At 74.0% G+C, this 26990-nt stretch carries 23 protein-coding genes; 12 read left to right on the plus strand and 11 right to left on the minus strand.

Features of this window, described 5'->3' with window-relative positions:
• Positions 1-73 precede the first annotated feature (73 nt).
• Entirely contained in the window at positions 74-952 is an 879-nt protein-coding gene (locus XF36_RS16355; protein ID WP_060712657.1) for an LLM class flavin-dependent oxidoreductase, read from the plus strand.
• Between the two features lie 87 nt (positions 953-1039).
• On the opposite strand, the gene XF36_RS16360 is transcribed toward XF36_RS16355, so the two are convergent.
• The 3 genes from XF36_RS16360 to XF36_RS16370 form a co-directional block, all read right to left on the minus strand.
• The gene (locus XF36_RS16360) at positions 1040-1741 is read right to left on the minus strand and encodes a TetR/AcrR family transcriptional regulator (protein ID WP_060712658.1); all 702 of its coding nucleotides are present in this window, start codon (positions 1739-1741) and stop codon (positions 1040-1042) included.
• Positions 1742-1829: 88 nt separating this feature from the next.
• The gene (locus XF36_RS16365; protein ID WP_060712659.1) at positions 1830-2585 is read right to left on the minus strand and encodes an SDR family oxidoreductase; all 756 of its coding nucleotides are present in this window, start codon (positions 2583-2585) and stop codon (positions 1830-1832) included.
• 76 nt (positions 2586-2661) lie between these two features.
• The gene (locus tag XF36_RS16370; RefSeq protein ID WP_168169532.1) at positions 2662-3198 is read right to left on the minus strand and encodes a metal-dependent hydrolase; all 537 of its coding nucleotides are present in this window, start codon (positions 3196-3198) and stop codon (positions 2662-2664) included.
• A 121-nt stretch (positions 3199-3319) separates the two neighbouring features.
• On the opposite strand from XF36_RS16370, the gene XF36_RS16375 reads away from it, so the two are divergent.
• A complete protein-coding gene (locus XF36_RS16375; RefSeq protein WP_060712661.1) occupies positions 3320-4105 on the plus strand; it encodes an FAD-binding protein in 786 nt (261 codons plus the stop codon).
• A 119-nt stretch (positions 4106-4224) separates the two neighbouring features.
• On the opposite strand, the gene XF36_RS16380 is transcribed toward XF36_RS16375, so the two are convergent.
• Positions 4225-5649 (minus strand): IS1380 family transposase, encoded by a 1425-nt coding sequence (locus tag XF36_RS16380; RefSeq protein ID WP_060710764.1) that lies wholly within the window; start codon positions 5647-5649, stop codon positions 4225-4227.
• A 79-nt stretch (positions 5650-5728) separates the two neighbouring features.
• Between XF36_RS16380 and XF36_RS16385 the strand changes: the two genes are divergently transcribed.
• Both XF36_RS16385 and XF36_RS16390 read left to right on the plus strand, forming a co-directional pair.
• The gene (locus XF36_RS16385) at positions 5729-6328 is read left to right on the plus strand and encodes a D-arabinono-1,4-lactone oxidase (protein ID WP_238588914.1); all 600 of its coding nucleotides are present in this window, start codon (positions 5729-5731) and stop codon (positions 6326-6328) included.
• Positions 6310-7320, plus strand: coding sequence for an alanine racemase (locus tag XF36_RS16390; protein ID WP_060712662.1), 1011 nt, complete (start codon positions 6310-6312; stop codon positions 7318-7320). Before XF36_RS16385 ends, XF36_RS16390 begins: the two co-directional genes overlap by 19 nt.
• A gap of 2 nt (positions 7321-7322) precedes the next feature.
• On the opposite strand, the gene XF36_RS16395 is transcribed toward XF36_RS16390, so the two are convergent.
• Both XF36_RS16395 and XF36_RS16400 read right to left on the minus strand, forming a co-directional pair.
• On the minus strand, positions 7323-9041 hold the full coding sequence (locus tag XF36_RS16395) for an AMP-dependent synthetase/ligase (RefSeq protein WP_060712663.1): 1719 nt from the start codon (positions 9039-9041) through the stop codon (positions 7323-7325).
• The gene (locus tag XF36_RS16400; RefSeq protein WP_064485443.1) at positions 9038-10447 is read right to left on the minus strand and encodes an NAD(P)/FAD-dependent oxidoreductase; all 1410 of its coding nucleotides are present in this window, start codon (positions 10445-10447) and stop codon (positions 9038-9040) included. The genes XF36_RS16395 and XF36_RS16400 overlap by 4 nt, the downstream gene beginning before the upstream one ends.
• A gap of 89 nt (positions 10448-10536) precedes the next feature.
• On the opposite strand from XF36_RS16400, the gene XF36_RS16405 reads away from it, so the two are divergent.
• Complete coding sequence (locus XF36_RS16405; protein ID WP_060712664.1) at positions 10537-11238, plus strand: TetR/AcrR family transcriptional regulator; 702 nt, start codon at positions 10537-10539, stop codon at positions 11236-11238.
• A gap of 22 nt (positions 11239-11260) precedes the next feature.
• Here XF36_RS16405 and XF36_RS34230 read toward each other — a convergent pair whose 3' ends face one another.
• Positions 11261-11962, minus strand: a complete 702-nt coding sequence (locus XF36_RS34230; protein WP_238589339.1) for an SRPBCC family protein — start codon at positions 11960-11962, stop codon at positions 11261-11263.
• Positions 11963-12022: 60 nt separating this feature from the next.
• Between XF36_RS34230 and XF36_RS16415 the strand changes: the two genes are divergently transcribed.
• Complete coding sequence (locus XF36_RS16415) at positions 12023-13219, plus strand: hypothetical protein (RefSeq protein WP_060712665.1); 1197 nt, start codon at positions 12023-12025, stop codon at positions 13217-13219.
• Between the two features lie 75 nt (positions 13220-13294).
• Here the strand turns inward: XF36_RS16415 and XF36_RS16420 are convergent, their stop codons facing one another.
• Entirely contained in the window at positions 13295-14383 is a 1089-nt protein-coding gene (locus XF36_RS16420; protein WP_060712666.1) for a DoxX family protein, read from the minus strand.
• Between the two features lie 123 nt (positions 14384-14506).
• Here XF36_RS16420 and XF36_RS16425 point away from each other — a divergent pair, with 123 nt between their 5' ends.
• Positions 14507-15469: an ROK family protein gene (locus tag XF36_RS16425; RefSeq protein WP_060712667.1), complete on the plus strand. Its 963-nt coding sequence runs from the start codon at positions 14507-14509 to the stop codon at positions 15467-15469.
• A 43-nt stretch (positions 15470-15512) separates the two neighbouring features.
• Positions 15513-17234 (plus strand): alkaline phosphatase D family protein, encoded by a 1722-nt coding sequence (locus tag XF36_RS16430; protein WP_060712668.1) that lies wholly within the window; start codon positions 15513-15515, stop codon positions 17232-17234.
• 59 nt (positions 17235-17293) lie between these two features.
• Here the strand turns inward: XF36_RS16430 and XF36_RS16435 are convergent, their stop codons facing one another.
• Entirely contained in the window at positions 17294-18076 is a 783-nt protein-coding gene (locus tag XF36_RS16435) for a maleylpyruvate isomerase family mycothiol-dependent enzyme (protein ID WP_060714758.1), read from the minus strand.
• Positions 18077-18161: 85 nt separating this feature from the next.
• Between XF36_RS16435 and XF36_RS16440 the strand changes: the two genes are divergently transcribed.
• A complete protein-coding gene (locus tag XF36_RS16440) occupies positions 18162-18545 on the plus strand; it encodes a hypothetical protein (protein ID WP_145981390.1) in 384 nt (127 codons plus the stop codon).
• Positions 18546-18672: 127 nt separating this feature from the next.
• A complete protein-coding gene (gene icmF / locus XF36_RS16445; RefSeq protein ID WP_060714759.1) occupies positions 18673-21939 on the plus strand; it encodes a fused isobutyryl-CoA mutase/GTPase IcmF in 3267 nt (1088 codons plus the stop codon).
• A 70-nt stretch (positions 21940-22009) separates the two neighbouring features.
• Here the strand turns inward: icmF and XF36_RS16450 are convergent, their stop codons facing one another.
• Together XF36_RS16450 and XF36_RS16455 are read right to left on the minus strand one after the other, a co-directional pair.
• Positions 22010-23425: an MFS transporter gene (locus XF36_RS16450; RefSeq protein WP_060712670.1), complete on the minus strand. Its 1416-nt coding sequence runs from the start codon at positions 23423-23425 to the stop codon at positions 22010-22012.
• 463 nt (positions 23426-23888) lie between these two features.
• Positions 23889-25127, minus strand: a complete 1239-nt coding sequence (locus XF36_RS16455) for an MFS transporter (protein WP_060712671.1) — start codon at positions 25125-25127, stop codon at positions 23889-23891.
• A gap of 67 nt (positions 25128-25194) precedes the next feature.
• On the opposite strand from XF36_RS16455, the gene XF36_RS16460 reads away from it, so the two are divergent.
• Both XF36_RS16460 and XF36_RS16465 read left to right on the plus strand, forming a co-directional pair.
• Positions 25195-26094 (plus strand): LysR substrate-binding domain-containing protein, encoded by a 900-nt coding sequence (locus XF36_RS16460; RefSeq protein ID WP_060712672.1) that lies wholly within the window; start codon positions 25195-25197, stop codon positions 26092-26094.
• A gap of 91 nt (positions 26095-26185) precedes the next feature.
• On the plus strand, positions 26186-26968 hold the full coding sequence (locus tag XF36_RS16465) for a helical backbone metal receptor (RefSeq protein WP_060712673.1): 783 nt from the start codon (positions 26186-26188) through the stop codon (positions 26966-26968).
• The last annotated feature ends 22 nt before the right edge of the window (positions 26969-26990 follow it).

The following is a 26990-nucleotide window of genomic DNA, read 5'->3' on the forward strand; positions in this document are numbered from 1 at the left end:
CGGCACACTCCGAACCGCCGTCACCCCGGTCCTCCGGCAGGGCCGGAGGACCCCCGGCATAGGGTGCCTCGGCATGCGGCTCGGTTACCTCACGCACGTCACCGGTGACGATCCGTCACGCACCTACCGCGAGACGATCCGGCTGGCGGAGCGGGCCGAGGAACTCGGGTACGACTCGTTCTGGGTGGCCCAGCACCACGACGGGCACCTCGGCGGGCGGTTGCCGTCGCCACTGGTCCTGCTGGCCGCGGTGGCCGAGCGTACCCGGCTGATCCGGCTCGGGACCGCGGTCGTCGCGCTGCCGCTGGAGGACCCGCGCCGGCTCGCGGAGGACGCCGGGGTGCTCGATGCCCTGTCCGGCGGGCGACTGGAGCTGGGCATAGGGGCGGGAGCCGATCCCGACGCGGCGCGACGCTTCGGGCGTCACCACGACGACCGGCACCGCGACACCGTCGCCGCGCTCGACGTCCTGCTGGAGACGCTGCCGACGGCGCTCGCCGCGCAGCGGGTGTGGTGGGCGACGGGGTCGGCGTCATCGGTGGACGCCGCCGCGGTCCGCGGGGTGGGAGTGCTGTCGGGCAGGCCGCCGTCGTCGCACGGCGGCGTCGTCTCCGACCTGGCCCGGTACTGGACCTACGCCCGCGGGGTCCCCCGGGTCGCGCTGTCCCGGCCGCTCCCGGCGGGCCACTCGACCGGCCGGGTCATCGACGAGCTGCTGGCCGACCCCGCGCTGCCGTGGGCGGGCGAGATCATCGTCCAGGCCCAGCCGTCGACGGTGCGGGCCGACGTCCACGACGAGGTGATGGAGCGGACCGCGCGCTTCGTGCGGCCGTTCCTCGGGGTGGCCGGGCCGGCGCACGGGGCCGCGGTCGTCGAGGCGGTCGACACCGACGACGACCACCCGCCCGCGATGCGGCCGCGGCCGGTGTTGCGACCCCACCGTGAGGTGTGACTCCCGGCTGGGGCGTCGACGCGGACCGCCGGCACCGGGGCCTCCCGACGCCATCTCGACACCCGCGCACCGCGTTCCGCGGAACGCTCACCCCCGGCGCGCGAGCTCGGCCAGCCACTTCTTGAGCAACACCGTCTCGGGCACCCCGAGGACGTCGTTGTCGTCCGGCAGCGCGAGCAGGGCCGCCGCTGCCGCACCGACGCCTGGATCCCCGGGCGCGCGCTCGCCCGGTCCGCCGGTGATCGCGGCGAGGGTGGCCTCCCGCATGTCGGACGACAGCCCGGGGTCCGGGCGTGCGGTGATGATCTGGCGCAGGGTGACGCCGACGTTGGCGGCCAGGATGTGCGCCGCGGCGCGTTCCGGGGTCACGGTCAGCCGTCCCCGGCGGTCGGCCTCGCGGGTCAGACCGAGCAGGGCCGCGGACGGCCCGTCCTGGGCCGCGGGCCGTCGCCCGGGTGTGACCTGGCCGTACATGAGGGCGTAGAAGCCGGGGTTCGCGATGCCGAACGCGACGTGGGCGTCCCATCCGTCGCGGATGTCCTGGATCGGGTCCCCGCTGGACTCCTGGGCCCGCTTCGCGGACAGGTACTGCTCGAACCCGTGCTCGACGACGGCGTCGAGCAGGCCTTCCTTGCTGCCGAAGAAGTGGTACAGCGTCGGGAGGCGCACACCGGCGGCGTCGCAGATCGCCCGCAGCGGCACGCTCTCCCCCGGCGACGCCGCGATGAGGTCGGCGGCCGCCCGCAGGAGCCGGTCCCGGGTCCCGGTCTCCGCCGGTCGATCTTCCACCGGACCACTGTAGGGCGGCCGCGCGGCGCCGGGACGGCGACGGCGGCGTCCCGGCCGCCGCCGCGCCCCAGCGCTCACGACGACGTCCTCACCGCGTGGTGTAGCCGCCGTTGGCGAAGATCGTCTGACCGGTGATCCAGTGCCCCTCGGTGGCGAGGAACCGGACGATCGGGGCGATGTCCTCGATCCTGGTGAGCCGCCCGCCCATCGCCTGCGACTTGTGGAACTCGACCCGCTCCGGGGTCTCCTGCGGGTAGAAGAACGGGGTGTCCATCGGACCGGGCGCGATGCTGTTCACCGAGATGCCGCGGTCGGCGAACTCCTTGGACGCGGCGCGGGTGAAGTGCTCGACCGGGGACTTCCCACCGGCGTAGGTGGAGTAGCCGTCGGTGAAGGCGGCCAGCAGCGCCGTGACGATCGTGATGATCGAGCCGTTGTCGGAGACGCTGCGGCCCGCCTCCTTGATGAAGAAGTACGCGGCCTTGGAGTTGATGTCGAACATCGAGTCGTACTCGGCCTCGGTGGTCTCCACGATCGGCTTGCGGAGCACCTTGCCGACGGCGTTGACGGCGACGTCGATCGAGCCCAGCGAGCCCGTCGCGTCCGCGAAGAGCTTCTCGACCTCCGCCGGGACGGTCAGGTCCCCCTGCAGCAGCACACCCTCGCGGCCCGCGGCCTCGACCGCCTTCAGGGTCTCCTCGGCCTCGGCGCGCGAGGACTCGGAATTGTAGTGGATCGCGACGTTCGCCCCCGCCTCGGCGGCCTGACTGCTGATCAGGCCCCCGAGGTTCTTGCCGCCCGCAGCGACGAGCACGTTCCGGCCCTGCAACGACTGTGTGGTCATGCGCTCTCCCAGATCGAATGTATCGCTGGCATATCCCTGTGTATCAGCTATACAGAGCGATGTCGACCGGGCCCGCTCAGAACGCCCAGGTGCCGGTCATCAGCGCGACCCCCGTGACCGCCAGCAATCCGACGACGACGTGTTCCCCGGTCCCGCCGGTCCGGAACCGCAGCATCCGCGGCCAGCGGATCCCCGCCAACGGCCAGAACGCGAACCGGTTCCCGTTCGAGGTCAGCTCGTCGCCGATCGCACCGATCCAGCAGCCCGCACCGGCCGCGACGCCGGTCCAGACCGCCGTCTGACCGGGCAGCAGGTAACCGGTCCCCCACCACGCCAGCAGCCCGACCGCGGCCGCGAAGACCGGCGAGTGCGACAGCCCGCGGTGCGACACCCCGGTCGTCACCCGCGACAGCCACCGGATCACCCGGCACAGCAGCCAGGTCACCGGCGGCAGCGCCCGCGCCGCGACGCTCGACGGATGATCCAGGTCCGGCGCGAACGCGGCCAGCGCGCACACCATCACGACCACCGGCACCAGCACCGGTGGCGGCGGCACCGCCGAGCACACCGCGAGCCCCAGCACCGCACCCGACAACGCGTGCGTACGCCCCATCATCGTGACCCCACCTTCCCCAGAAGGACACGGAACGTAATCACGCGCCACCGTCCCGACCGGTCCCCGACACGCGCAGGACGGTCTTGACCACACCCGGTGGGCCGCGCAGGCTCGCACCGTGACGCAGCGGTGGCGCAACTGGGCGGGCAACCAGCGCACCCGTCCGATCAGGACGGTCCGGGCGCGCGACACCGGCGACGTCGTCGACGCCGTCCGCCGGGCCGCCGAACAGGGACTGCGGGTGCGTCCGCTCGGCAGCGGCCACTCCTTCACCGGGATCGGCGTGCCCGACGGCGTCGCGCTCGCGGTGCCCGCCGACCCGGCCGGGCTGCGCTGCGACGGCGCGCTCGTGACCGTCCCGGCCGGGGTCACCCTGCACACGCTCAACCGGTGGCTGTGGGCGCGCGGACGGGCGCTGCCGAACCTCGGCGACATCGATGCCCAGACCGTCGCCGGCGCGATCTCCACCGGCACCCACGGAGCCGGCGCCGGGTACCGCGGCATCGCCGACGCGGTGCGCGGGCTGCTCCTCGTCGACGGCACCGGCACGGTGCACACACTCGACACGACCCGCGAGCCCGACCTGTTCGACCTGGCCAGGGTGGGGCTCGGGGCGCTCGGGGTGATCGTCGAGGTGACCCTGGAGACCGTCCCCGCTTTCCACCTGCACGCCTGCGAGACCGCCCGCCCGCTCGCCGAGGTCCTCGACGGCCTCGACGCGCTCGCCGCGGCACACGACCACGTCGAGTTCTATTGGTTCCCGCACACCATCACCGCGGTGCTGAAGACCAACCACCGGACCGGCGCGACCGGCCCCCGCCGCAGCCGGGCCGCCGCCCTCGTCGGCGACGAGCTGCTCGGCAACGGCGCGTTAGCCCTGGTGATTCACGGAGCTGCGGATTGACCGCGTGATCGGCTGGCGGCGGATCCGGTCCGGTTCGTTCGATGGGTGGGCATGGCGAAGGGGCCGGCCTGCGCGTTCTGCCGGGAGCTCCCGCCGCTCGTCGTGTCGGGCTTCGGAGATCAACCAGCAGGAACAGGCAACGCGCACAGCCGCGCGAACGCGCGGGCGAGATCGACCGCCCAGGGCCAGGACCGTTGGATACGGACCCAGACTCGGCGTTGCCCGCGGGTGATCCGCGCGGCGGTGTGCAACAACCGGTAGCGCAACGCCTTCGGCTCGACCTTCGCCAGGTCGCCGTCGAGAAGCAGGCGCTGGGTCCAGGTGATCAGGTCGACCGCGAGCATGACCACGGTCAACCACGCCGCGTTGACGGCGAAGGACCGGGACGGGAAGTGGTTGAGGCCGGTGTCCTTGCCGCAGCGGATCCGGTCCTCGACCCGGGCGTGGGCGCGGTGGCGGGCGTCGAGGAAGGCGAGCTGCCCGACGCGGGTGTCGGTGGCGAACGCGGTGTAGCGCCAGCCGTCACGCTCCTCGAACGCATCGAGCTGCGCGCCGGGATGCGGCCGTTCGCGACGGACGACAACGCGGGTCCCGGCCGGGTAGTCGACCAACGCGGAGGCGGGGAGCAAGCCGGTGATCTCGGCCAGCCCGGCGCCGTCACGGTGCCCGCCGTCAGCGTCGACCGCCTCGGCCCACACCGTCTTCGGGACCAGGCTGATCACGGTGCGTTCGCGGTCGGTGACGGCCCAGCCGACGGAGAACTCACAGCTCACCGCTGTGTCTTGTTGCGCTCGGATGTGGGCGAGGAAGGCTTTCGTGGCGCCCGCGGTGTCGGTGCGGACCAGGATCGGGTGCCCGTGACGGAACGCGTCAGGGATCTGGGCGAGCGCGTCGTCGAGCACGTTGATGTGATCCGCGGCGGTGTTCGCACCGGCGTTCCCGCGGCGCAAGCGGGCGGCGAGGAACTCGCCGGTGTTGTCGCAGAACGCCAGCATCGGGTGATACCCGAACGTCTTCTTGAACGTGGGCGTGGCCTGTTCCTTCTCGCTGTGGGCGATGACGATCGTGGCGTCGAGATCGATCACCAGCACGTCCCGGCCGTGCCGGCGCAGGTCGCGGCCGGCGACCCGAGCCGCGGGAAACGCGCGACCATCGACGTCGGCGTGCTGGGCCCAGACCACCTCCCGGGCCCGCGCCCGCCCCGCCGCGATCGAGGACAACCGGCGCTCGTCGAGCTTGTCGAGCAGTCGCCAGCAGGTCGAGTCCGATGCCACCGACCCGAACACCGCGCCCTGATCGGCCAGGACCGCGATCTCGCAGATCCTCGTGGCCCCGTCGGCGACCGCGACGGCCAGATCGACCAGCACCCGCCCCGGATCATGACGCGCCCGAGCTCGTCGCAGCGGTGCGAGCGCGGTCGAGAGTTCACTGGTCAACGTGGTCCGGTCGGCGACATCGGCCAGCAGACGCGACCCGACGTGCGACACCACCCCAGCGCCGTCGGCGGTCACGATGACCGGTGGGCGCGTGCTTGTAGTCTGCACTCGGAAAGTGCCTCCTCGACCATGGCGGACAGGGCTTCGACACCCGCTGTCTTACCTGGTCACGAGGCACTTTCTTCAGTTGGGGTCGGAGATCACCGGCACAGCCCGTGAAGAGTCCGGGTTAGGGCTGGTCCAGCGGGTCGCCGCGGCGGCACCGCCGTTGGTGCCGCGGCTCAACCGGGTCATGGCCGGGCAGATGGCCGCCGGGGAGTACGTGGCCCCGTCCTACGCGGTGTTCTGCAGCCCGCGCCGCGTGCGGTTCCTGGAGATGGAGTACGCCGTGCCGCGGGCCGCGCTCGGTGACGCGTTCGCCGGGCTGCGGGCCGCCGCCGCCCGGCACGCCGCGGACGTCGCGTTCCCCGTCGAGGTCCGGGTGCTCGGCGGCGACGACATCGGGCTGTCCACCGCGTACGGACGCGACACCGCCTACCTCGCGGTGCACGTCCACGCGCGACGCCCGCACGAGGCCTACTTCGGCGCCGTCGAGTCGGTGCTGTCCGCACTGGACGGACGTCCGCACTGGGGCAAGCTGCACACCCGCACCGCGGCGCAGCTGCGGCCCCGCTACCCGCGGTTCGACGCGTTCGTCGCCGCGCGGGACCGGCTCGACCCGGAGGGCCGGTTCCGCAACCCCTACCTCGACCGGGTCCTGGGGGTTCCGTGCACGTCGACGCCCTGACCACGCCCGCGCTGCTGGTCGACGCGGCCGCGCTGGAGGCCAACCTCGCGGACATGGCGGCGCTGCTGCCCGGCCCGCGGCTGCGTCCGCACGTGAAGGCGCACAAGACGACCGAGCTGGCCCGACGACAGGCCGCGCACGGCCACACCGGGTTCACCTGTGCGACGGTGCGTGAGGTGGAGGGCATGGCCGCGGCCGGTCTGGGCGCGGACCTGCTGCTGGCCAACGAGGTGCTCGACGCGCGCCGCCTCGGTGCCGTCGTGCGGTCCGGGGCCCGGGTGACACTCGCGATCGACTCCGAGCAGACGCTGCGCGCGGCCGTCGACGGCGGCGTGCGCGAGGTGCTGATCGACGTCAACATCGGACTGCCGCGCTGCGGGATCACGCCGGCCCGCGCCGGGGCGCTCGCCGACGCCGCCCGCGCCGCCGGGCTGACGGTGCGCGGGGTGATGGGCTACGAGGGCCACCTGCAGATGCTCCCCGACCAGGCCGAACGGGCCCGGCTCACCACCGAGTGCACCGACCGGCTCCGCGCGGCGCACGCCGACGTCGGCGGCGGGATCGTCTCCGGCGGCGGCACCGGGACGCACGCGTTGAACACCGCGTGCACCGAGATCCAGGCCGGGTCCTACGCGCTGATGGACACCGCCTACACCGCCGCCGGGCTGCCGTTCCGCCAGGCGCTCACCGTGCTGTCCACGGTGGTCTCGACGACCGCGCCGGACGGCGACATGCCCGGCTGGGCGGTCGCCGACGCCGGACTCAAGGCGTTCGGCATGGACCACGGCAACCCCACCGTCCCCGGCGGGAACGTGTGGTTCTGCGCCGACGAGCACCTCGTGTTCGCCGCCGACACCCCACCGGCCACCGGCGACCGGGTGCGGATCGTGCCCGCCCACGTCGACCCCACCGTCGCCCTCCACGAGCGGATGCACGTCGTGGAGGGCGACCGGGTCGTCGACACCTGGGCGGTCGACCTGCGCGGCTGGTGAGGTCAGCCGGCGTCGATGCCGCCGCCGTCGTACAGCGACTCGACCGTGTCGGCGAACTTCTCGGTGATCGGGCGGCGCTTGAGCTTCATGGTCGGGGTGAGCTCGTCGCCGCCGGGGATCCACGGGTCGGGCACGATCGCGTACCGGCGGACGGTCTCGACCCGGGCCAGGCGCGCGTTGCCCTCCTTCACCGCGCGAGCGACCTCCTCGCGCACCGTCGGGTCGTCGTGGGCCCGGCCGGCCGCGACGTCCGGGTCCAGCGCGACCAGCGCGACGTTGTAGGGCCGGGCGTCGCCGATCACGCACAGCTGGCCGATGAGCGGGGACCGGGACTTGATCGCCGACTCCACCGCCGACGGGGAGATGTTCTTCCCCGCCGCGTTGATGATCAGCTCCTTCTTCCGGTCGACGATCCGCAGGTAGCCGTCCTCGATGACGCCGATGTCGCCGGTGCGCAGGAAGCCGTCCTCGGTGAACACCGCCGCGGTCTCCTCCGGCTTGCCGCGGTAGCCCCGCATCACGGCCTCGGAGCGCATCAGGACCTCGCCGTCGGAGTCCAGGCGCAGCTCGGTCCCGGGCAGCGCGGGGCCCGCGGTGCCGACCCGGATCGCGTCGGACGGGTTGCAGGTGCACGCGGCGCAGTTCTCCGACATGCCGTAGATCTCGCCGAGCGGGACGCCGATCGCGTGGAAGAACAGCGTCAGCTCCGGCGCGCTCGGGGCGGCACCGATGTTGGCCGACCGCGCCTCGTCCAGGCCCAGTGCGGCCCGCAGCGACGCCAGGACCGGCGCGGCGGCCTCCACCCGGGCCGCGAGCTCGGCGGGCACCGGCTCCCCGGCCTGGGTGAGCCGGGCGGCCTCGGTCCCGTCGGCGATCGCCGCCTCCACGAGCGCGCGCTCCCGCGGCTCCCTGGCCGCGACCGCGGCCTCCACCCCCGCCTTGAGCTTCTCCCAGATCCGGGGCACCGCGAAGAACGAGTGCGGGCGCACCTCGCGCAGCGCCGCGCCGATCTCCCGCGGGTTCGCGCACGTCGTGACGTCGAGGCCGAACAGGATGGCCATGTAGTACGACGCGTCCCGCTCGGCGATGTGGGCCAGCGGCAGCCAGCACACCACGCGGTCCCCGGGCCGCAGCCCGAACACCGTGCCGACGGTGCGGTTCGCGCTCACCAGGTTGCGATGGGTCAGCTCGACGCCCTTGGGCGGGCCGGTCGTCCCCGAGGTGTAGATGATCGTCAGCAGGTCGTCCGGGGTCACCGCGGCCGGCGCGGCGAGCGGCTCGGCCGCCAGCAGCACGTCCCACCCGATGGCGCCCTCCGGGCCGGGCCCGTCGAGGGCGACGACCCGGCAGCCGGCAGCCGCAGCCGGTGCCGCCGCGACGGCGGCGAAGCTCTCCTGCACGATCAGGACCGTGGCGCCGGAGTCGCGCAGCACGTACGCGATCTGCTCGGGCGAGGAGGTGTTGTAGATCGACAACGTGGCCGCCCCGAGCAGCACGGCGCCCAGGTCGGCGACGTGGAACTCGGGCCGGTTCTCCAGCATCAGCGCGACGACCGAGCCGTGGCCGACTCCGAGCCCGGCCAGGCCGGACGCGGCGCGGCGGGCCAGCACATCGTACTCCGACCAGGTCCACCGGACCGCGCCGTCCCGGGTGCGCAGCGCGACCTCGTCGGGGCGTGCGGCGACGGTGTCGTGCAGGGCGTTCAGCAACGTCTCGGTCATGCTCCGGCCTCCGGGGCGATCAGGGCCGGCGCCCGTTCAGGGGACTCGGTCGCCGGGGTGAGACCGCGTCGTGCGGACTCCTCGCGATTCTGCACGAACCCGCGTGCCTCTCGGACCCTGGCGATCTCCCGGCCGACGTCGCGCCGCAGCACCCGCCACAGCTCGGCGCGGTCCACCGCAGGGTCGCGCAGGCAGTCGCGGACCCAGCCCAGGAGCCGGGCCGGGCGGAAGACCTGGGTCGGTGGCCGCCGGCGGGAGAACACGTCCCACAGCTCGGTGGCGCGGTCCTCGCTCACGGCGAACCAGCGGTAGGACGCGCGCTCCAGCGGTGAGACGTCGTCGTCGCGCCCCAGGCCGTTGGCCCACTGGTACATCGGCAGGCACTGCTCGTCGCGGTCGGACTCCCAGCGCGCGAGCGCGGCGTCGAGGTCGGCCGGGTCGTCCAGGTACGGAGCGACGGCCTCGCCGAGCAGGCGGCCGAAGCGCAGCGCGTCGCGGATGCCCTGGGCGGTGACCGGGTCCTTGAAGTGACCGGCGTCGCCGGCGAGCGCCCAACCCGGCCCCTGCGAGTGCCGGAAGTACGACGGGTGACTGCGCGAGGTGCGGACCTTCGACGCCATCGTGCAGCCGCGCAGCCGCTCGGCCAACGGCGCGATCGCGGCCACGGTCGAGGAGAACGCGGCGGTCGCGTCGCGCCGGAACTCCTCCGCGCGCGCCACCGGCGGCATGAGCAGCACGACGGACTTCCCGCCGTCGCACGGGAAGACGGTGGCGAGCTCGCGCCCCTCGCGCCACTGGGCGGCGACGCCGCGCAGCTCCTCGCGGGGGTCGTCGTAGTAGGCGAAGGCCATCATCCGCTGGTTCTCCCAGCGGTGGTGCTCGCGGGTGCCGAACAGGCGGGCGACGGTGGAGCGACGCCCGTCGGCGCCGACCACCAGCTTCGCCCGGATCTCCCCGGTGCGGTCCTCGCGGTCCTTCCAGCGGACCCCGACGACGCGTCCGTCGTCGTCGTGGAGCAGGTCGGTCACCCGGGTCGCCTCGCGGACCTCGGCCCCGGCCGCGCGAGCGGTCTCCACCAGCGCGAGGTCGAGCCCGGGGCGGCGCACGCAGGAGCCGGTGGCGATGCCCTCGTAGGCACCGTAGCGACCGGTGATCTCGACCTCCGGCGTGCCGAGCGCGGCCCGCGGATGCAGCGGCGGGTCCAGCGCCAGCACCCGGTCCCTGGCCCCGAGCCGTTCCAGCTCCGCCCAGTGGTGCGGGAAGAACAGGTGGGTGGACAGCGTGTCCGAGGGGAAGGTCGCGCCGTCGAGGGCGACGACCGCACGGCCGCGGCGGGCCAGAGCGATGGCGGCGGCGGAACCCGCACAGCGGGCCCCGACGACGAGCACGTCGGCGTGGGTCTCCATGAGCAGCGACGATGGCAGTTCGACGAGTGTTTTACGAGAGTGTTCATCCAGTGGACGCACTTCTAGAACACTGCGGTTGTCCTGTCCCGGTGACGACGGGCGCAGGCACGACGGCAGCGGCGCGGGGCGAACGCCGGCGTGCCAGGACCCGGGCCGCGATCCTCGACCCCGCCGAGGAGGTCTTCCGCCGCGAGGGGCACGAGACGGCGCGGATCGAGGAGATCGCCGACCTCGCCGACGTGTCGGTGGGCTCGATCTACACCCACTTCGACGGCAAGCTCGGCCTCTACCTGACCCTGGTCGAGCAGTCGCTGGACCTGTTCGCCGCATACATGGCGCGGGTCGACGCACCCGAGCTGACCCCGCTCGGCCGGGTCCTCGCGGGAGGCGACGCCTACCTGCGCTTCCATCTGGAGCACCCGGGCGCCTTCCAGTTCCTGGCCCACCCCCGACCCGCCGGCGCGGTGCACTCGGGCGGGGGCGACATCGAGACGCGGATCCGGGAACGGGTCGGCGGCCTGCTCGACGACTTCGCCGCCCGGATCGACGCGGCCGTCGCCGCCGGGGAGGCTCGACCGGTCGACGCCGGCCGGCTCACCCGCTACCTGTGGGGCGCGTGGAACGGCGTGATCGGGCTGAGCCTGCAGCCCGACGGGCAGCGGCTCTCGCCCGACGAGGTCGCCGAGACCCTCGAGCTGGGCCGTTGGCTGCTGCGCGAGGGGCTGGCCACGGCGTCGCTGCGCGGACCGGACGGCACCGTCGGCGACCGGGTGCCCCTGCCCCGCGTCTGACCTCGGAGCAGGGTCCGGCTGCTCACACCCAACGTTGCGCCAGCGCGGCCAGCCCGGCCGCGAACACGCCGTTCGCGAACATCCCGGCGAGCTCGCCCTCGTCGGCCCCGTCCGCGTCGAACTCGGTCCACCACTCGCCGAAGGTGTGCCCGACCGCGGTGACCGGGGCCAGCCGGATGGTGGAGACGTAGCGGCGCACCGGGAACGGCGACTCGAGGATCTCGTAGGTGAGGGCGTGCCCGCGCTCGTCGAGTGCGGTCAGCTCCTCGACGACGGTACCGCCGCCGTCGGCCAGTGTCAGGCGCCGCTGCGCACCGATCTCGCTGCCGGACGCGCCACGGATCAGCTCGCAGGTCGCGATCGCCGCGTGCCAGCGGTGGAGGCCACCGAAGTCACGGACGTGCGGCCACACCTCGGCCAGCGGTGCCGTGATCACGGCGCTGGAGTAGGGACGGGGCATCGGGAACTCCTCCTCGGGAGTGTCAGGACTGCCGGCGCAGGTGGGGGCCTGTGCCACGTACTCGGCGGCGTCGTGGAACACGGTGCGGGCGACCTCGCTGCCCTGCCCGGCGGGCTCCGGGCTCTCGCCCGTCCGCGCGGCGCGCAGGACCTCGGCGAGTTCGGCGTCAGGGTGCCGATCACGTACGCGGTCCGCACACCGGAGTTCTACCGGTCCCCGGGTACCCGGGGCGAGGGTCGGAGCCCGGACGGCGCAAGGCACCATGGACACGCCCCCCTTCCGCCGGGCTCGTGACCTCGGGGCCCGTGACGTCGTTGGAGAGACATGCTCGGTCAACCGGACGACCCGCGCGGCATCGTGGTCCCGCTCGACGGGCGGCCCGGCGGAACGGAGACCGGCGCCCCCGAACGCAACGGTGGCCCGCGTCCCCTCCGCAACGGGAGCCCGCCTCCCGGCCCGGCCCTGCTGCTGAGCTGGGCCCCCACCCCGGCCGTCGACGACGACCGCACCTGGGCGACGTTGTCGGCGTCGAGCGAGCTGGCGCGGCGGCTCGCGCCCGACGCGGGCCGCGGTCCCGCCGCCGGGCTCACCTTCCGGCTCGCGCTGCCCGAGGCGTTCGGCGCCGAGCCGCTGCTGCGCCTGGCCGGCGGTGAGACGGCGGCGGCGGCCCCCGGGTCGTCGGCACTGGTGCCGGTCGCGCCCACCGCGCCCGGTGACCGGCACGGCGCCGGGCTGGGCCTGCTCACCCTGACCACCGCGGCCGAGATCGCCGCGACCGGCACCCAGACCCGGGTGCTCGACGAGCTGACCGCCGCGGTCGACCAGCTGGCGCCGTCGTGCGTGATGCGGCTGGACTCGCGGCTGCGGGCGGCCGAGGAGTCGCTGCGCGAGGCCCAGACCGAGCTGCTCGAGCGCGGCTCGCTCGTCGTCGACGGCGCCGGGACCGACAGCGGCTCCCCGTCGCGCGGGCTCGAGACGGCGGTCGCGAACCTGTCGGTGCTGCGCCACCAGACGCACGCCTGGATCGCGGGCTGGGAGCGGGCCGTCGCCGGGGCCGACCCGTCGGGCATGCCCGGCCTGGCGCTGCGCGACGCGCTCGGCGAGGTCGGCAAGCTCGGCTGGACCGGGTTCCCGGCGGCGGTGCACGGCGCCTACCAGGCGCTCGTCCTGGACGCCCGGCGCATTCTGCTCACCGCGGCGGACCACCTGCTGCGCGCCCCGAACCGGCCGCTGACCGCGCTGCGCCCCCTGGTCGAGAGCGACCTCGCGGGCCGGGCCGCGGACGTCGCGCGGCTGCACCGGCTGCTGACCACGCTGTCGACGCTGCCGCAGACCGTGCGCAAGCGCTCCGGCGGGATGATGCCGAACCTGATCGCCGACCAGGCGGCGGCCAACGCCCGCAGCCAGGCGCTGTTCACGCGGATGGCGAACGCGCTGCGCTCCCCGGTGTGGGACGGCCGCGTCGTCGTCGAGGTGCGGTCGCTCGACTCGGGCGAGCTGCAGGTGCTGCGCCCGATCTGACCCGGGACACGCCACGGCCCTCCCGTCCGGCGCGGTGCCGGTCGGGAGGGCCGTGGACGGGGGTGTCGCGGTGGGTCAGCGGGCGACGGCCTTGGCGCGCTTGCGCGCGTCCTTCGCCGACGCCTTGGCCTGCTTGGCGGCCTCGGCACCGGCCACCGACGCGCGGTCGGCCAGGTCCGAGCCGAGCTTCGCGGCCTGGGACTGTGCCTGGGTGACCAGGGTGGAGAAGCGGTCGACGTACTCGGGGGCACGCTTCTCCGCGCGGGCGGCGGCCTTGCGGGCCTGCTTCTCCCAGCGGGCGCGGCGCTTCTCGGCCTCGCGCACCCACTTGCCACCGGTGCGCCCGGCGGCCTTGCGGTACTGGGCACCCTTCTTGTCCACGAGCTTCTCGAGCTGGGCGCCCCGCTTCTCGGCCGCCTTCGCCAGCTTGGCGCCACGCTTCTCGGCGACCTTCGCCTTCTTCTGGGCCGCCTTGGAGGTGCGCTCGGCGGCGGCCGAGAGCTGCTCGGACCAGGTGGAGGCCTTGTCCGAGGCGACCTCGGACAGGTGCGCGGCCTGCTCGGAGGCCTTGCCGCCCCACTCGGTGGCGCGCTCGCGCACGACCGGGCCGTACTCCTCGACGGCCCCGGCCAGCTTCTCCCGGCTGCCCGCGGCGGCCGCGGCGATCGAGGTGCCCGCGCCGGCCAGTCCTGCGGCGAGCTGGGCACCGGTGTCCGAGCCGGAGCCGGAGAGCCGGGCCTGGGCCCGCTCGGCGGCCTTGCGCGTCCGGTAGGCGTGCGACGGTTTGCCGTGCGTGTCGGCGGCCGCGATGAGCAGCCCGCCGAGGAGGCCGACGTTCTTCAGGAAGTGGATCTGCTCGTTGGCACGTTTCTGCTGGTCGGTCTCCTCCCAGAAGCGGTGCCCGGCCAGCGTGGTCGGGACGAGCGAGGCGGCCAGCGCGGTGGCCGACAGGCGGGGGAACTTGCCCAGGGCGAGCAGGGAGCCCGCCACGATCTTCACACCGGCGTCGACCTTGACCAGGGTCTCGTTGTCCGGGCGCCGCTCCAGCGGGGCGTTCTCCACGACCTTGTCGATGGCCGGGGCGGCCTGGTCGAGGACGGGCTTGACGGCGGACGACAACGCGTCGGCGTTCCGCAGCTCGTTGATTCCGCCGAAGACGAACACGGCGGCGAGGGCGGGTCGGGCTACACGTCGCAAGACTGGCATGGGGCACCTTTCCCCGGCCCGCCCGTCCGCAAACCCGGGGTGGGTGTGGCGTCACCGCCACGGGGTGGCAATCATGCCCGGGTGACGAACGGACGGCGGGCCATCGGGCTCGACATCGGAGGAACGAAGGTCGCCGGAGCGATCGTGGACGAGGATGGCACGGTCCACGCCGAGCTGCGGCGCAACACCCCGGACACGTCCGATGCGGACACGATGACCACCCTCTTGCGGGAGATGGTCGAGGAGCTGCGCGGCGGCACCGAGGGCGCGGACGTCTGCGCGATCGGCGTCGGTGCCGCGGGGACCGTGGAGTGGCCGGTCGGCCGGATCCGCTGGGCACCCAACAACAACTACGAGAACTGGGACGTGCGCGGCCTGCTGGAGGCCTCGTGCGGGCTGCCGGTGGTCGTCGACAACGACGGCAACGTCGCCGGCCTGGCCGAGGCCCGGCTCGGCGGAACCCGCAACGACGACATGGTGCTGCTGACCGTCGGCACCGGCATCGGCGCGGGGATCGTGCTCGACGGGAAGATCTACCGCGGCCCGCACGGGCTCGGCGCCGAGGTCGGGCACATGAACGTCAACCCGGACGGCCCGAAGTGCGGCTGCGGCAACCACGGCTGCCTGGAGGCCGTCGCGTCCGGGACCGCGTTGACCCGGATGGGGCGCAGCGCCGCCCTGCACGACCCGCGGGGCATGATCGCGACCCTGGCCGAGGAGGCCGGCGGCGAGGTCACCGGCCAGCACGTGACCATGGCCGCGATGGCGGGCGACAGCACGGCGGCGTCGCTGTTCCAGCGGCTCGGACGGTCGCTGGGGATCGGCATCGCCAGCATCAACGCGATCTTCGAGTTCGAGGTCGTGCTGATCGGCGGCGGACTCGTCGACGCGGGCGAGCTCCTGCTCGAACCGGCCCGCCGGGCCGCTCGCGAGTTCCACTACGGACCGCCCGAGGTCCGCCCGATCCCGCCGGTGCTGCCCGCCACCTACAAGGGTGACGCCGGGAAGATCGGTGCGGGACTGCTGGCACTCGAGGAGACCTGATCTCGCTCCGCGACCGGACCGGGGCGCGACTACCCTCGGACGGGTGACACTCCTGCTCGGACCGGTGCTGCGGCACGTCGACGAGACCAGCGCTCTGGTCTGGGTGCAGACCTCCGGCCCGTGCCACGTCGCGGTGCTCGGCTGCGACGCCGAGACCTTCGAGGTGGCGGGCCACCACTTCGCCCTGGTGCAGGTGACCGGGCTGACGCCGGACACCCGCACCGCCTACGAGGTCCACCTCGACGGCGAGCGGGTCTGGCCGCTGCCGCACTCGCCGTTCCCGCCGAGCCTGATCACGACGCGCGGCGCGGGCTCCGAGGCCCACCAGCGGATCGTGTTCGGCTCCTGCCGCTACGTGAAGCTCGCCGACCCGAAGCAGGCCCGCCGGTACGGCCTCGACGCACTCGACGTCTACGCCGGGCGGATGGCCGGGCTGCCCCCGGAGACCTGGCCGACCACGCTGCTACTGCTGGGCGACCAGGTCTACGCCGACGAGCTCACCCCGCAGACCCGGCGGCGGATCGCCGGGCGCCGGGAGCAGCACCCGGACTGGCCCGACGACGAGATCGTCGGCTTCGACGAGTACTCGGGCCTCTACCGCGACACCTGGTCGGACCCCGAGGTGCGGTGGATGCTCTCGACCGTCCCCACCGCGATGATCTTCGACGACCACGACGTCCGCGACGACTGGAACACCTCCGGCGCGTGGCGCGAGCAGATCGCCCGCAAGCCCTGGTGGTCCGAGCGCATCCGCTCCGGCCTGGCCTCGTACTGGGTCCACCAGCACCTGGGCAACCTCTCCCCCGCCGAGCTGGCCGCCGACCGGACCTGGCAGGAGGTGCAGGCCGCCGACGGCGACGTCTGGCCGCTGCTGTCGCAGCAGGCCGCCCGCTGGGACGTCGAGACCGGCACCGGCGACGCCCGCGGCAAGGACGAACGCTTCTCCTTCTGCTGGGAGCTGGGCCGTACCCGGCTGGTCGTCCTGGACTCCCGCAACGGGCGGATCGTCGAGTCCACGCCGCGGCGGATGGTCTCCGACGCCGAGTTCGACTGGATCCGGGCGAAGGCGCTGGCCCCCGGCGACGTGGACCACCTCGTGCTGGGCACCTCGGTGCCCTGGCTGATGCCGCAGGTCATCTCCGATCTGGAGGCCGCGACCGAGAAGGGCGCGGACGGCTCCGGCCGGGTCGCGGCGGTCGCCGAGTGGGCCCGCCAGGAGGCCGACCTGGAGCACTGGCCCGCGTTCGGGCACTCCTTCGCCCGGCTCGCCGAGCTGATCCGCGAGGCGTGCCGCCCGCGCGGCGGGGACGCACCGCCCGCCACGGTGTCGGTGCTGTCGGGCGACGTCCACCACTCCTACGCCGCCGTCGCCGACGTGCACACCCACTCACCCGGGGACCGGCCGGGCCGCGGCCCGGAGGGCACCCGGGTCCATCAGCTGACCTGCTCCCCGGTGCACAACGTGGTCCCCGCGGTGATGCGGGTGATGTTCCGGATCACCTGGTCGCGGCTGCTGGGCAGGCTGACGACCCGCTGGACCCGCCGCACCGGGGCCGGCAGCGCGGGTGTGGCCTGGGAGCGGACGGCGGGCCCGCTGTTCGGCAACCTCGTCGCGACCCTGGAGACCGACGGGCGACGGGCGTCGTGCCGGTTCGAGCGGCCCCGCTCGGCCGCGGTGCTCGACACCGCGGCCGAGGTCGTGCTGACCCCGCAGTCGCCGCCCGCCGCGGCGCAGCAGCGCGCGGGGACGGTCCCGGGGGGCTGAGCGCGGCGCCGACACCGCTGTCCCCCGCCGCGCCCGCGCACGCGCGCGACCGGTCCCGCTCAGAATCCGGTGCGGGCCAGCCACCCCGTCCAGACGCCGGCGTCGCCGAGGACCTGGAGGCGGTCGTCGTCGGCGGGGATCCGGCGGGTGACGCCCTGGAGCAGGTCGGCGGCGGTGCCGCGGACGGCGGCGTCGCCCTTGCCGTGCCCGTGCTCCCAGACGACCCGTCCGCCCGCGCCGCGGACCATCCACTCCCCCGCCCCGTCCGGGACGTCGTCGGTGGCGTGCAGGTGCAGCGTGGCGCCGTCGGCCAGCGGCGGCTCGTCGGCGGCGGGGCGGGCCGCGAGCAGACCCAGCCACTCCGCGACCCCGTCGGCGGCCACCTGCGGGTCGATGGGGAACGGCGCCCCGAGCGCGACGGCGGCATCGGCGCGGTGCACCGTCGCCTCGTGCAGCCGCCGCCGCACCCACCACGCCGAGGGCCGTGGCCCGGTGAAGGTCCACACCGGCGCGGTCGGCCCCGCCGCGACGACGGCGTCGAGCAGCTCGGTCGCGCCGTCGCGCAGCCACTGCGCCGCGACCTCCGGGCCGCCCTCGGGCGGCTTGCCCCCGGGCACCTCGCGCGGGTCGAGGCCCTCGGTCGCACCCGTGGCGACCATCCGGGCCGCCCACCGGTGCCCGCGCCCGACGTGGCGGAGCAGCTGCAGCAGCGACCAGCCGGGACAGGTCGGGACGGGGGTGGCCGGGTCGGCCGTCGCCAGCAGCGCGGCGAGCCGGTCGTTCTCGGCGAGCAGGACGGCGGCATACGGGTCGACAGCGGTGCGCTCCGGTGTCGTGGTCATGAATTCGTACCCCCGGTCGCGGAACATGTGGGTGGGTTGCGGCGAGTCGTGCATGACGGTCGCCCGATTCGGGTAGGCATGGATCATGCCGCCTCATCGCGACTGGACGCGACGGGGCGCGGGGCGGGCGCTGCTGTACTGGCCGTTGACGGCTTTCCTATTGGTGGCCGCGTTCCCCGCGTACTCCGTGGTGCTGGTCATCGCCTCCGGGATCCTGCTGCCCACCCTCGGCCTCGTCGCCGGCCTGGCCGGGAAGCGCTGGCGGGCGCGCAAGCTCGCCCGGGCGCGTCGTGCGCTGTCCGACGTCGTGGACACCACCTCAAGCGCCGAGGACGGCTCCGTCGCCCACGAGGACGGGTCCGCCGCGGCCGGTCCGGGGGCCGCCTGGCCGACCGGTCGGCACGCACGGCGGGCCCGTGAGCAGGCAGCTCCGGCCGCCGAGGAGCCCGCGGCACGCGACGCGGCCTGACCCGCACCGCACGACCCGCTGTGACGCTCGCTGACTTCCTTGTACGTCCAATACTAGGATGTCAAACTAAACCGGCCGGGCCACCGCCGTCCGCCCGGCGGGAGGAACGTCGCCGATGAGCACGGAGATGAGCACGGGCACGAACGCCCAGGCCGAGCTGCACGTCCCCACGCATCCGGTCCGTTTCGTGACCGCGGCCAGCCTGTTCGACGGGCACGACGCCGCCATCAACATCATGCGCCGGATCCTGCAGCGCCAGGGGGCCGAGGTGATCCACCTCGGCCACAACCGCTCGGTCGACGAGGTCGTGACCGCCGCGATCCAGGAGGACGTGCAGGGCGTCGCGATCTCGTCCTACCAGGGCGGGCACGTCGAGTACTTCTCCTACCTGGTCGAGCTGCTGCGCGAGCGCGGCGCCGGCCACATCAGGGTCTACGGCGGGGGCGGCGGCGTGATCGTCCCCGAGGAGATCGAGCTACTGCACTCCCGCGGCGTCTCCCGGATCTTCTCCCCCGAGGACGGCCAGCACCTGGGCCTCCCCGGGATGATCAACATCATGATCCGCGAGTGCGACACCGACCTCGCGGCCCAGCCGCCGTCGTCGTTCGACGGGCTGTTCTCCGGGGAGACCGCGACGCTGGCGCGGGCGCTGACCCTCGCCGAGTCCGGAACGCTGCCCGCGGAGGTCCGCGAGCGCGTCGCCGCGTCCGAGCGGCCCGTCCCGGTCCTCGGCATCACCGGCACCGGCGGTTCCGGCAAGTCCTCGTTGACCGACGAGCTGGTGCGCCGCTTCCGGCTCGACCAGGAGGACAAGCTCCGCATCGCGGTGCTCGCCGTCGACCCGACCCGGCGCAAGGGCGGCGGTGCGCTGCTCGGCGACCGCATCCGGATGAACGCGCTGTCGTCCGGGTCTGCCGGCGCCGGAGGCGGTCACAGCCCGGTGTTCTTCCGCAGCCTCGCCACCCGCGGCGGCGACGGCGGCTCGCTGCCCGAGCGCCTCGGCGACACCGTCGCGGTGCTCCGCGCGGCCGGGTTCGACCTGGTCGTCGTCGAGACCCCGGGCATCGGCCAGGGCGACGCGGGGATCGTCCCGTTCGTCGACCACTCGCTGTACGTGATGACGCCGGAGTTCGGCGCCGCGTCGCAGCTCGAGAAGATCGACATGCTGGACTTCGCCGACGTCGTCGCGATCAACAAGTTCGAGCGCCGCGGCGCCGAGGACGCCCGGCGCGACGTCGGCCGCCAGCTGGTGCGTAACCGCGAGGAGTTCGGCGCGACCTGGGAGGACATGCCGGTCTTCGGCACCTCGGCCGCCACCTTCAACGACGACGGCGTCACCGCGCTCTACCAGCACCTGCTCGGCCTGCTCGCCGAGGACGGGCTGGCCGTCGGCGAGGGCAGGCTCCTCCGCGTCACGACCAAGACCTCCAGCCACCACGCCGCGGTCATCCCGCCGGACCGGGTCCGTTACCTCGCCGAGATCTCCCAGGCCGTGCGCGGCTACCACGCCGACACCGAGGCCCACGCGCAGGCGGCCCGCACCGCCCAGCACCTGCGCACCGCCGCCGAGCTGGTCGGCGGCGACGACCTGGCGCAGGCGCTCCGCACCGCCGAGAAGAAGGTCCCGGCCGAGTCCGCCGAGCTGCTGGCGGCCTGGCCGTCGCGGGTCGCGGACTACTCCGGCGACGAGTACGTCTACACCGTGCGCGACAAGGAGTTCCGCACGAAGCTGACCAAGGAGACGCTGTCCGGCAGCAAGGTCCGCCGGGTCGCGCTGCCCCGATTCGACGACGACGCGGCCCTGCTGCGCTTCCTGCGCAAGGAGAACCTCCCGGGCTTCTACCCGTTCACCGCCGGGGTGTTCCCGTTCAAGCGCGAGGGCGAGGACCCGGCGCGCATGTTCGCCGGCGAGGGCGACCCGTTCCGCACCAACCGGCGATTCAAGTACCTCTCCCAGGACTCCGACGCCAAGCGCCTGTCGACGGCCTTCGACTCGGTCACCCTCTACGGCCACGACCCGGACACCCGACCCGACATCTACGGCAAGGTCGGCACCTCGGGCGTCTCGATCGCGACGCTGGACGACCTCAAGGCCCTCTACGACGGCTTCGACCTGTGCTCACCGACCACCTCGGTGTCGATGACGATCAACGGCCCGGCGCCGACGATCCTCGCCTACTTCCTCAACACCGCGATCGACCAGCAGGTCGAGCGGTTCCGCGACGAGCAGGGCCGCGAGCCCGACGCGGGGGAACGCGAGGAGCTCGTCGCCTACGCGCTGGCGAACGTCCGGGGCACGGTTCAGGCCGACATCCTCAAGGAGGACCAGGGCCAGAACACCTGCATCTTCTCCACCGAGTTCTCGCTGCGGATGATGGCCGACATCCAGGAGTGGTTCATCGCGCACAAGGTGCGCAACTTCTACTCCGTCTCGATCTCCGGCTACCACATCGCCGAGGCCGGGGCGAACCCCATCAGCCAGCTCGCCTTCACCCTCGCGAACGGGTTCACCTTCGTCGAGAGCTACCTGGCGCGCGGCATGGACGTCGACGACTTCGCGCCCAACCTGTCGTTCTTCTTCTCCAACGGGATGGACGCCGAGTACACGGTGATCGGCCGGGTCGCCCGCCGCATCTGGGCGATCGCGATGAAGGAGCGCTACGGGGCGAACGAGCGCTCGCAGAAGCTGAAGTACCACGTCCAGACGTCGGGGCGGTCCCTGCACGCGCAGGAGATGAACTTCAACGACATCCGCACCACGCTGCAGGCGCTCTGCGCGCTCTACGACAACGCGAACTCCCTGCACACCAACGCCTACGACGAGGCGGTCACCACGCCGTCGCAGGAGTCGGTGCGCCGCGCGATGGCCATCCAGATGATCATCAACAAGGAGTGGGGCCTGTCGCTGAACGAGAACCCGCTGCAGGGCTCGTTCGTCGTCGACGAGCTCACCGACCTCGTGGAGGAGGCGGTGCTGCGCGAGTTCGAGTCGATCGCCGAGCGCGGCGGTGTGCTGGGCGCGATGGAGACCGGCTACCAGCGTGGCCGGATCCAGGACGAGTCGATGCTCTACGAGCACCGCAAGCACACCGGTGAGCTGCCGATCGTCGGCGTCAACACCTTCCTGAAGCCGGCCGACCCGGACGAGCGGCCCCAGGAGATCGAGCTGGCCCGCGCCACCGAGGCCGAGAAGCAGTCCCAGCTCGACCGGCTCGCGGACTTCCAGTCCCGGCACCGCACGGAGGCCGAGCAGGCGCTGCGGCGGCTCCAGGACGTCGCGACCGGCGACGGCAACGTGTTCGACGAGCTGATGAAGGCCGCACGGGTGTGCTCGCTGGGTCAGCTGACGACGGCGTTCTTCGAGGTCGGCGGGCAGTACCGGCGGAACATGTGAGGTCGGGGCGGGCCGGGTTAGCCCGGCCCGCCCTACCGGGGTCAGCCCCCGCTGCCGCGGGGCTGGCCTCTCACCAGCGGCCGCGCCGGTTCGGGATCCGCGCGGCGGCCAGGCCGACCGCGGCGAGCGCCGCCGCCAGCACCCCGTAGGCGACCCCGGCGGCGAGGCCCGGGTCGTCGGCGGCGGTGACGGCGGCGGTCAGCACCGACACCGCCGCGATCCCGCCCATCTGCCGGAACATGATGCGCAGCCCGGACACCGCGGCCACCTCGTCGGGCACCAGGTGCATGCCGGCGTTGTTGGCGGCCGGGCCGGACAGGCCCGTGCCCAGCCCGAGCAGGGTCGACCCGGCCAGCAGCCACACCGTGGGCCCACCGAACAGGGGCGTCACCGCGGTGACCACCAGCCCGGCGACGACGGCGACCAGCCCGCCGAGCAGCAGCGGCCGGAACCCGAGCCGGCGCAGCAGCGCCACCGCGACCGCCGAGGTGACGATGGTGCCGATCGCGCGGCCGGTGAGCAGTGCCCCGGCGACGAACGCGGGCAGGTCGTAGCGGACCTGGGCGTAGAGCGGCAGGGTCGCCGAGAACCCGATCACCACGGCGCCGAAGACGACGTTGGTGACGTTCATGATCCCCAGACCGCGTCCGGCGAGCAGGTGCACGGGGACGACCGCGTCGGGCCGCCGCCGGGTGTGCCGGACGAACACCGCACCCGCCACCAGTGCGACCACACCGGCCAGGACGGTCCAGCCCGGCCCGGACGCGGGCGAGCCGAGCCGGGTGATGGTGAGCATCGTGGCCAGCAGGGTCAGGACGAGCAGTGCGATGCCGGCGGCGTCGATCCGGGCGGTGCGCCGGTGCGGCGGGTCGTCGACCAGCGCCAGCCCGACCGCGACGAGCAGGATCCCGATCGGCACGTTCACCAGGAAGATGCCGTGCCAGGTCCAGGTGGTGAGCACCAGCCCGCCGACCAGTGGTCCGAGGATCGCGCCGATCGGGAAGACGCTGGTGAACAGGGCGAGCGCCCGGTCCCGGTCCCGGCCGAACTGGTGGGCGACGATCCCGTTGGCGGCCGGCAGCATCACGCCGCCCGCGAGGCCCTGCACCAGCCGGCAGGCGATGAGCACGCCGATCGAGGGGCTGAGCGCGCTCAGCGCGGACATCACCGTGAACGCGGTGACCCCGGCCAGGAACATCCGGCGGCCGCCGAAACGGTCGGAGAGCCACCCGCCCAGCGGCAGCGCGAGGATCTGCCCGACGGCGGCGACGGTCACCACCCAGCCGGTCCAGGCCAGGTCGGCGCCGAGGTCGCCGCTGATCGTGGTCAGCGCGGTGGCGACCGACGTGCCGTCGAGGGAGAACATCAGCAGCGCCAGGCCGACGACGGCGAACACCGGCACCCGGCGGGGCAGCGGGTCGTCGCCGGGCAGGCCGGCGGAGCCGTCCCCGGGCGGGCGGTGGGTGTCGTGGGCGGCGTCGGTCACGTGGTGGGCACCCCTGTCTTCCCGGAGGACACGGACATGATGTGCTTACCACAAGCTAATCACCTCGAGCGGGGCGGCCGGCTCGCGATCACCCTGGCCCGTCCGGCGTCAGCGGCGGGAGCGGTTGCGGCGACGGCCGCGGTTCCAGCCGCCGAGGATGCCGATCGCCTCGACGAACGACTCGGCGGCCTTGGAGAGCTTGCGTCCGGCCTTCCGCATCGGGTTCCTCCGAAAGTTCCGTGGTGCTGGGGGCGAGACCCCACCGTGACAGACCGCGACGGACCGCGAGCACGGGGGCACTGCTCCGCAGGGGTGGCGGACCGGACGGCACGACTCCCCCGCTCCGGGTGCCCACCACCCGCTCGGACGACCACGACTCGGCGTGTCGGGTGGCGACGGCACCGATGGAGCAGGGCTGCGGCCGCTGCGACGGGTCACTGGTCCAGGTGGGGAGAAGCGCGTGTCACACCGCGGGCGCCGGGGTCCGGCGCAGCACGAGCGCCAGCGCCAGCGCGCCCAGCAGCAGCACGCTGACGTAGCCGGTCACCCCGGCCCAGCCTGCGTGGTCGTAGGCGACCCCACCGAGGGCGCCGCCGAGGCTGGACCCGGCGTAGTAGCCGACCAGGTACAGCGACGAGGCCTGGGCCGGCACCGCCCCCGGCAGCGTCGCCGAGCGGCGCCCCACCCACGAGCTGGCGACCGAGTGGGCCCCGAAGAAGCCGACGGTGACCAGCAGCAGCCCCGCGAGGGTGGTGGGCAGCAGATCGGGCAGGGTCACCCAGATCCCGGCGAGGGCGAGCAGCGTCGCCACCCACAGCACGGGGCGGCGCCCGAACCGGTCCCCCAGGCGCCCGGCAGCGGTGGAGGCCCAGCTGCCGGCGAGGTAGCCGAGCCCGACGAGGGTGCCGGGCAGCGAGAACGGCGGGGCCAGCAGCCGGAAGCCGAGATAGTTGTAGACGGTCACGAACGCACCCATCAGCAGGAACGCCATCCCGAACAGGCAGAGCAGACCCCGGTCGGTGAGGTGGCGACGCAGCGGCCCGCCGAGGTCGCGCAGCCGGGTGCGGGCCGGGGTGGGCGCCGTCGCGGGCGGCAGGAGCAGCCGGAAGGCGACGGTCGCGAGCACCGAGACCACACCGACCGCGGCGAGGCCCGCCCGCCAGCCGCCGAGCTCGGCGACCCACGAGGCGACGAGCCGCCCGGACAGCCCGCCGAGGGTGTTGCCGGCGATGAGCAGCCCGACCGCACCGCCGAGGTGCCGCGGGGCGACCTCGTGGGTGACGTGGGCCATCGACAGCGCGGGCAGTGCCGCGAGGGCGATCCCCTGCAGTCCGCGCACCACGACGAGGGTCTCGAACGTGGGCGCCAGCGGGGCGAGCAGCGCGAGCACCGCCGACGCCGCGAGTGCCCAGGTCATGACCCGCGCGCGCCCCCAGGACTCGGTGAGCGCGGACAGCGGCAGCACGGCGAGGGCGAGGGTGCCGGTGGTCGCCGACAGCACGAGGCTGGCCGTGGACGAGGAGACGCCGAACTCCGCCGCGAGCGTCGGCAGCAGCCCCTGCACGCTGTAGACCAGCACGAACGTCGCCAGACCGGACAGCCACAGGGCGATGCCGAGCCGGCGGTAGCCGGGCGTGCCGCGCTCGTGCGGCGGGGCGGGCCGAGTGGTGGTCGAGGCTGGGAGGTGCGCGGTCGTTGTCATCGCATACGACCGTAGGCGCCGTCGATGCATGCGTCCAATGCATGTATCGACGCCGTATCATTCGCTCATGCATGAGTCGTTGGCGCCGGCGCTGCACCGGTTCGTCGCGGTCGCGCGCGACGGTCACCTCACCCGCGCCGCGGAGCGGATCGGGGTCCCGCAGCCCACGCTGTCCCGGGCGATCGCCCGGCTGGAGGACGAGCTGGGCGTCGCGCTGTTCCGGCGGGCCGGGCGCGGGCTGGCGCTGACCGTGGCGGGGCGCACGCTGCTGCCGCGGGCCGAGGCCGCGCTGGCCGAGCTGGCCGCGGGCGTGGCGGAGGTCGCGGGCGACGCCGACCCGGCGACCGGCCGGGTCGCACTCGGCTTCCTCGGGACGATGGGCACCACCGCGGTGCCGGGCATCCTGCGGGAGTTCCGGGAGCACCACCCGCGGGTGCGGATCGAGCTGGTGCAGGTGCCGCACGCCGCGCTGCTGGAACGGGTCCGCGACGGCCGGGTCGACCTGGCGCTGACCTCCCCGATACCCGACGAACCGGGGCTCGTCGCGACCCCGCTGGCCGAGGAGGAGCCGCTGCTGGCGGTGCCGTCCGGGCACCGGCTGGCGGGCGCGGACTCCGCGGATCTCACCGAGGTCGCCGACGACCCGTTCCTGCTGTTCGCCCGCGGCTACGGGCTCCAGGGGGTGGTGGAGTCGTGGTGCGCGCAGGCCGGGTTCCGCCCACGGCGGGCGTTCGAGGGCGGGGAGACGGCGACGCTGCGTGGCCTGGTCGGAGCCGGACTGGGCGTCGCGCTGCTCCCGGCCGGACCGGACGTGCCGGGCGTGGTGCAGGTGCCGGTGCGCAGCCCGCACACGGTCCGGACGCTGGGGATGGTGCACGCGGCCGACCCGCGGCCGACCGCACCGGTGCGGGACCTGCGGGCCTTCGTCGTCCGGCACGGGCCGCGCTGGTTGGTGCCGACCGGCTGAGCCGGCGCCGCCGGCCTGGTCGGCCCGACCGGGACCCCGGGTCGACCGCCGTCCCCGGCCGGTCGGCGCCCACCGGGTTACGGTCGGGACCATGACTGCGGGAGTGGGGGCACCGGTCGACGACGAGGGCCGCGAGGTCGGTGTCCCGGGCACCGTGCGGCGGGTCGTGTCGATCGTGCCGTCGCTGACCGAGGCGCTGGAGGCGACCGCGCCCGGCATCCTGGTCGGCGCGACGGACTGGTGCACCCACCCCGCCGACCTCCGTGCGGAACGGGTCCGCGGGACCAAGAACCCCGACGTCGAGCGGATCGTCGCGCTGGCGCCGGATCTGGTCGTCGCCAACCAGGAGGAGAACCGGCTCCCGGACCTGGACGCGCTGCGCGCCGCGGGGCTCCCGGTGTACGTGACCGACATCCGCGACGTCGACGGCGGGCTCGACTCGCTGGGGCGGATGCTCGCCGCGTGCGGGCTGGACGAGCCGGGCTGGCTGCGCGAGGCCCGTGCACTGTGGGCGGCGGTCGAGCCCGCCCGCGACCGTCGCCGGGCCGTGGTCCCGATCTGGCGCAGGCCCTGGATGGCGGTCGGCTCGGACACCTTCACCGGTGCCGTGCTGGACCGGCTCGGCGTCGACAACGTCCTGGACGACTCCCCGGAGCGCTATCCCCGGTTCGACCCCGCCGAGCTGCCCGACCACGATCTCGTGGTACTGCCCGACGAGCCGTACCTGTTCACCGCCGAGGACGGCCCCGAGGCGTTCGACGCGCCGTCGGTGCTGGTCAGCGGGCGGCTGCTGACCTGGTACGGCCCGAGTCTGCTGGAGGCGGCCCGGGAGCTGCCCGGCGCGTTGGCGGGCGCGGGCCGACCGGCCCGCTGACCCAACCCGGCGTCGGTACGGT

It is taken from the genome of Pseudonocardia sp. HH130629-09 (assembly GCF_001294645.1).
Lineage (GTDB): Bacteria > Actinomycetota > Actinomycetes > Mycobacteriales > Pseudonocardiaceae > Pseudonocardia.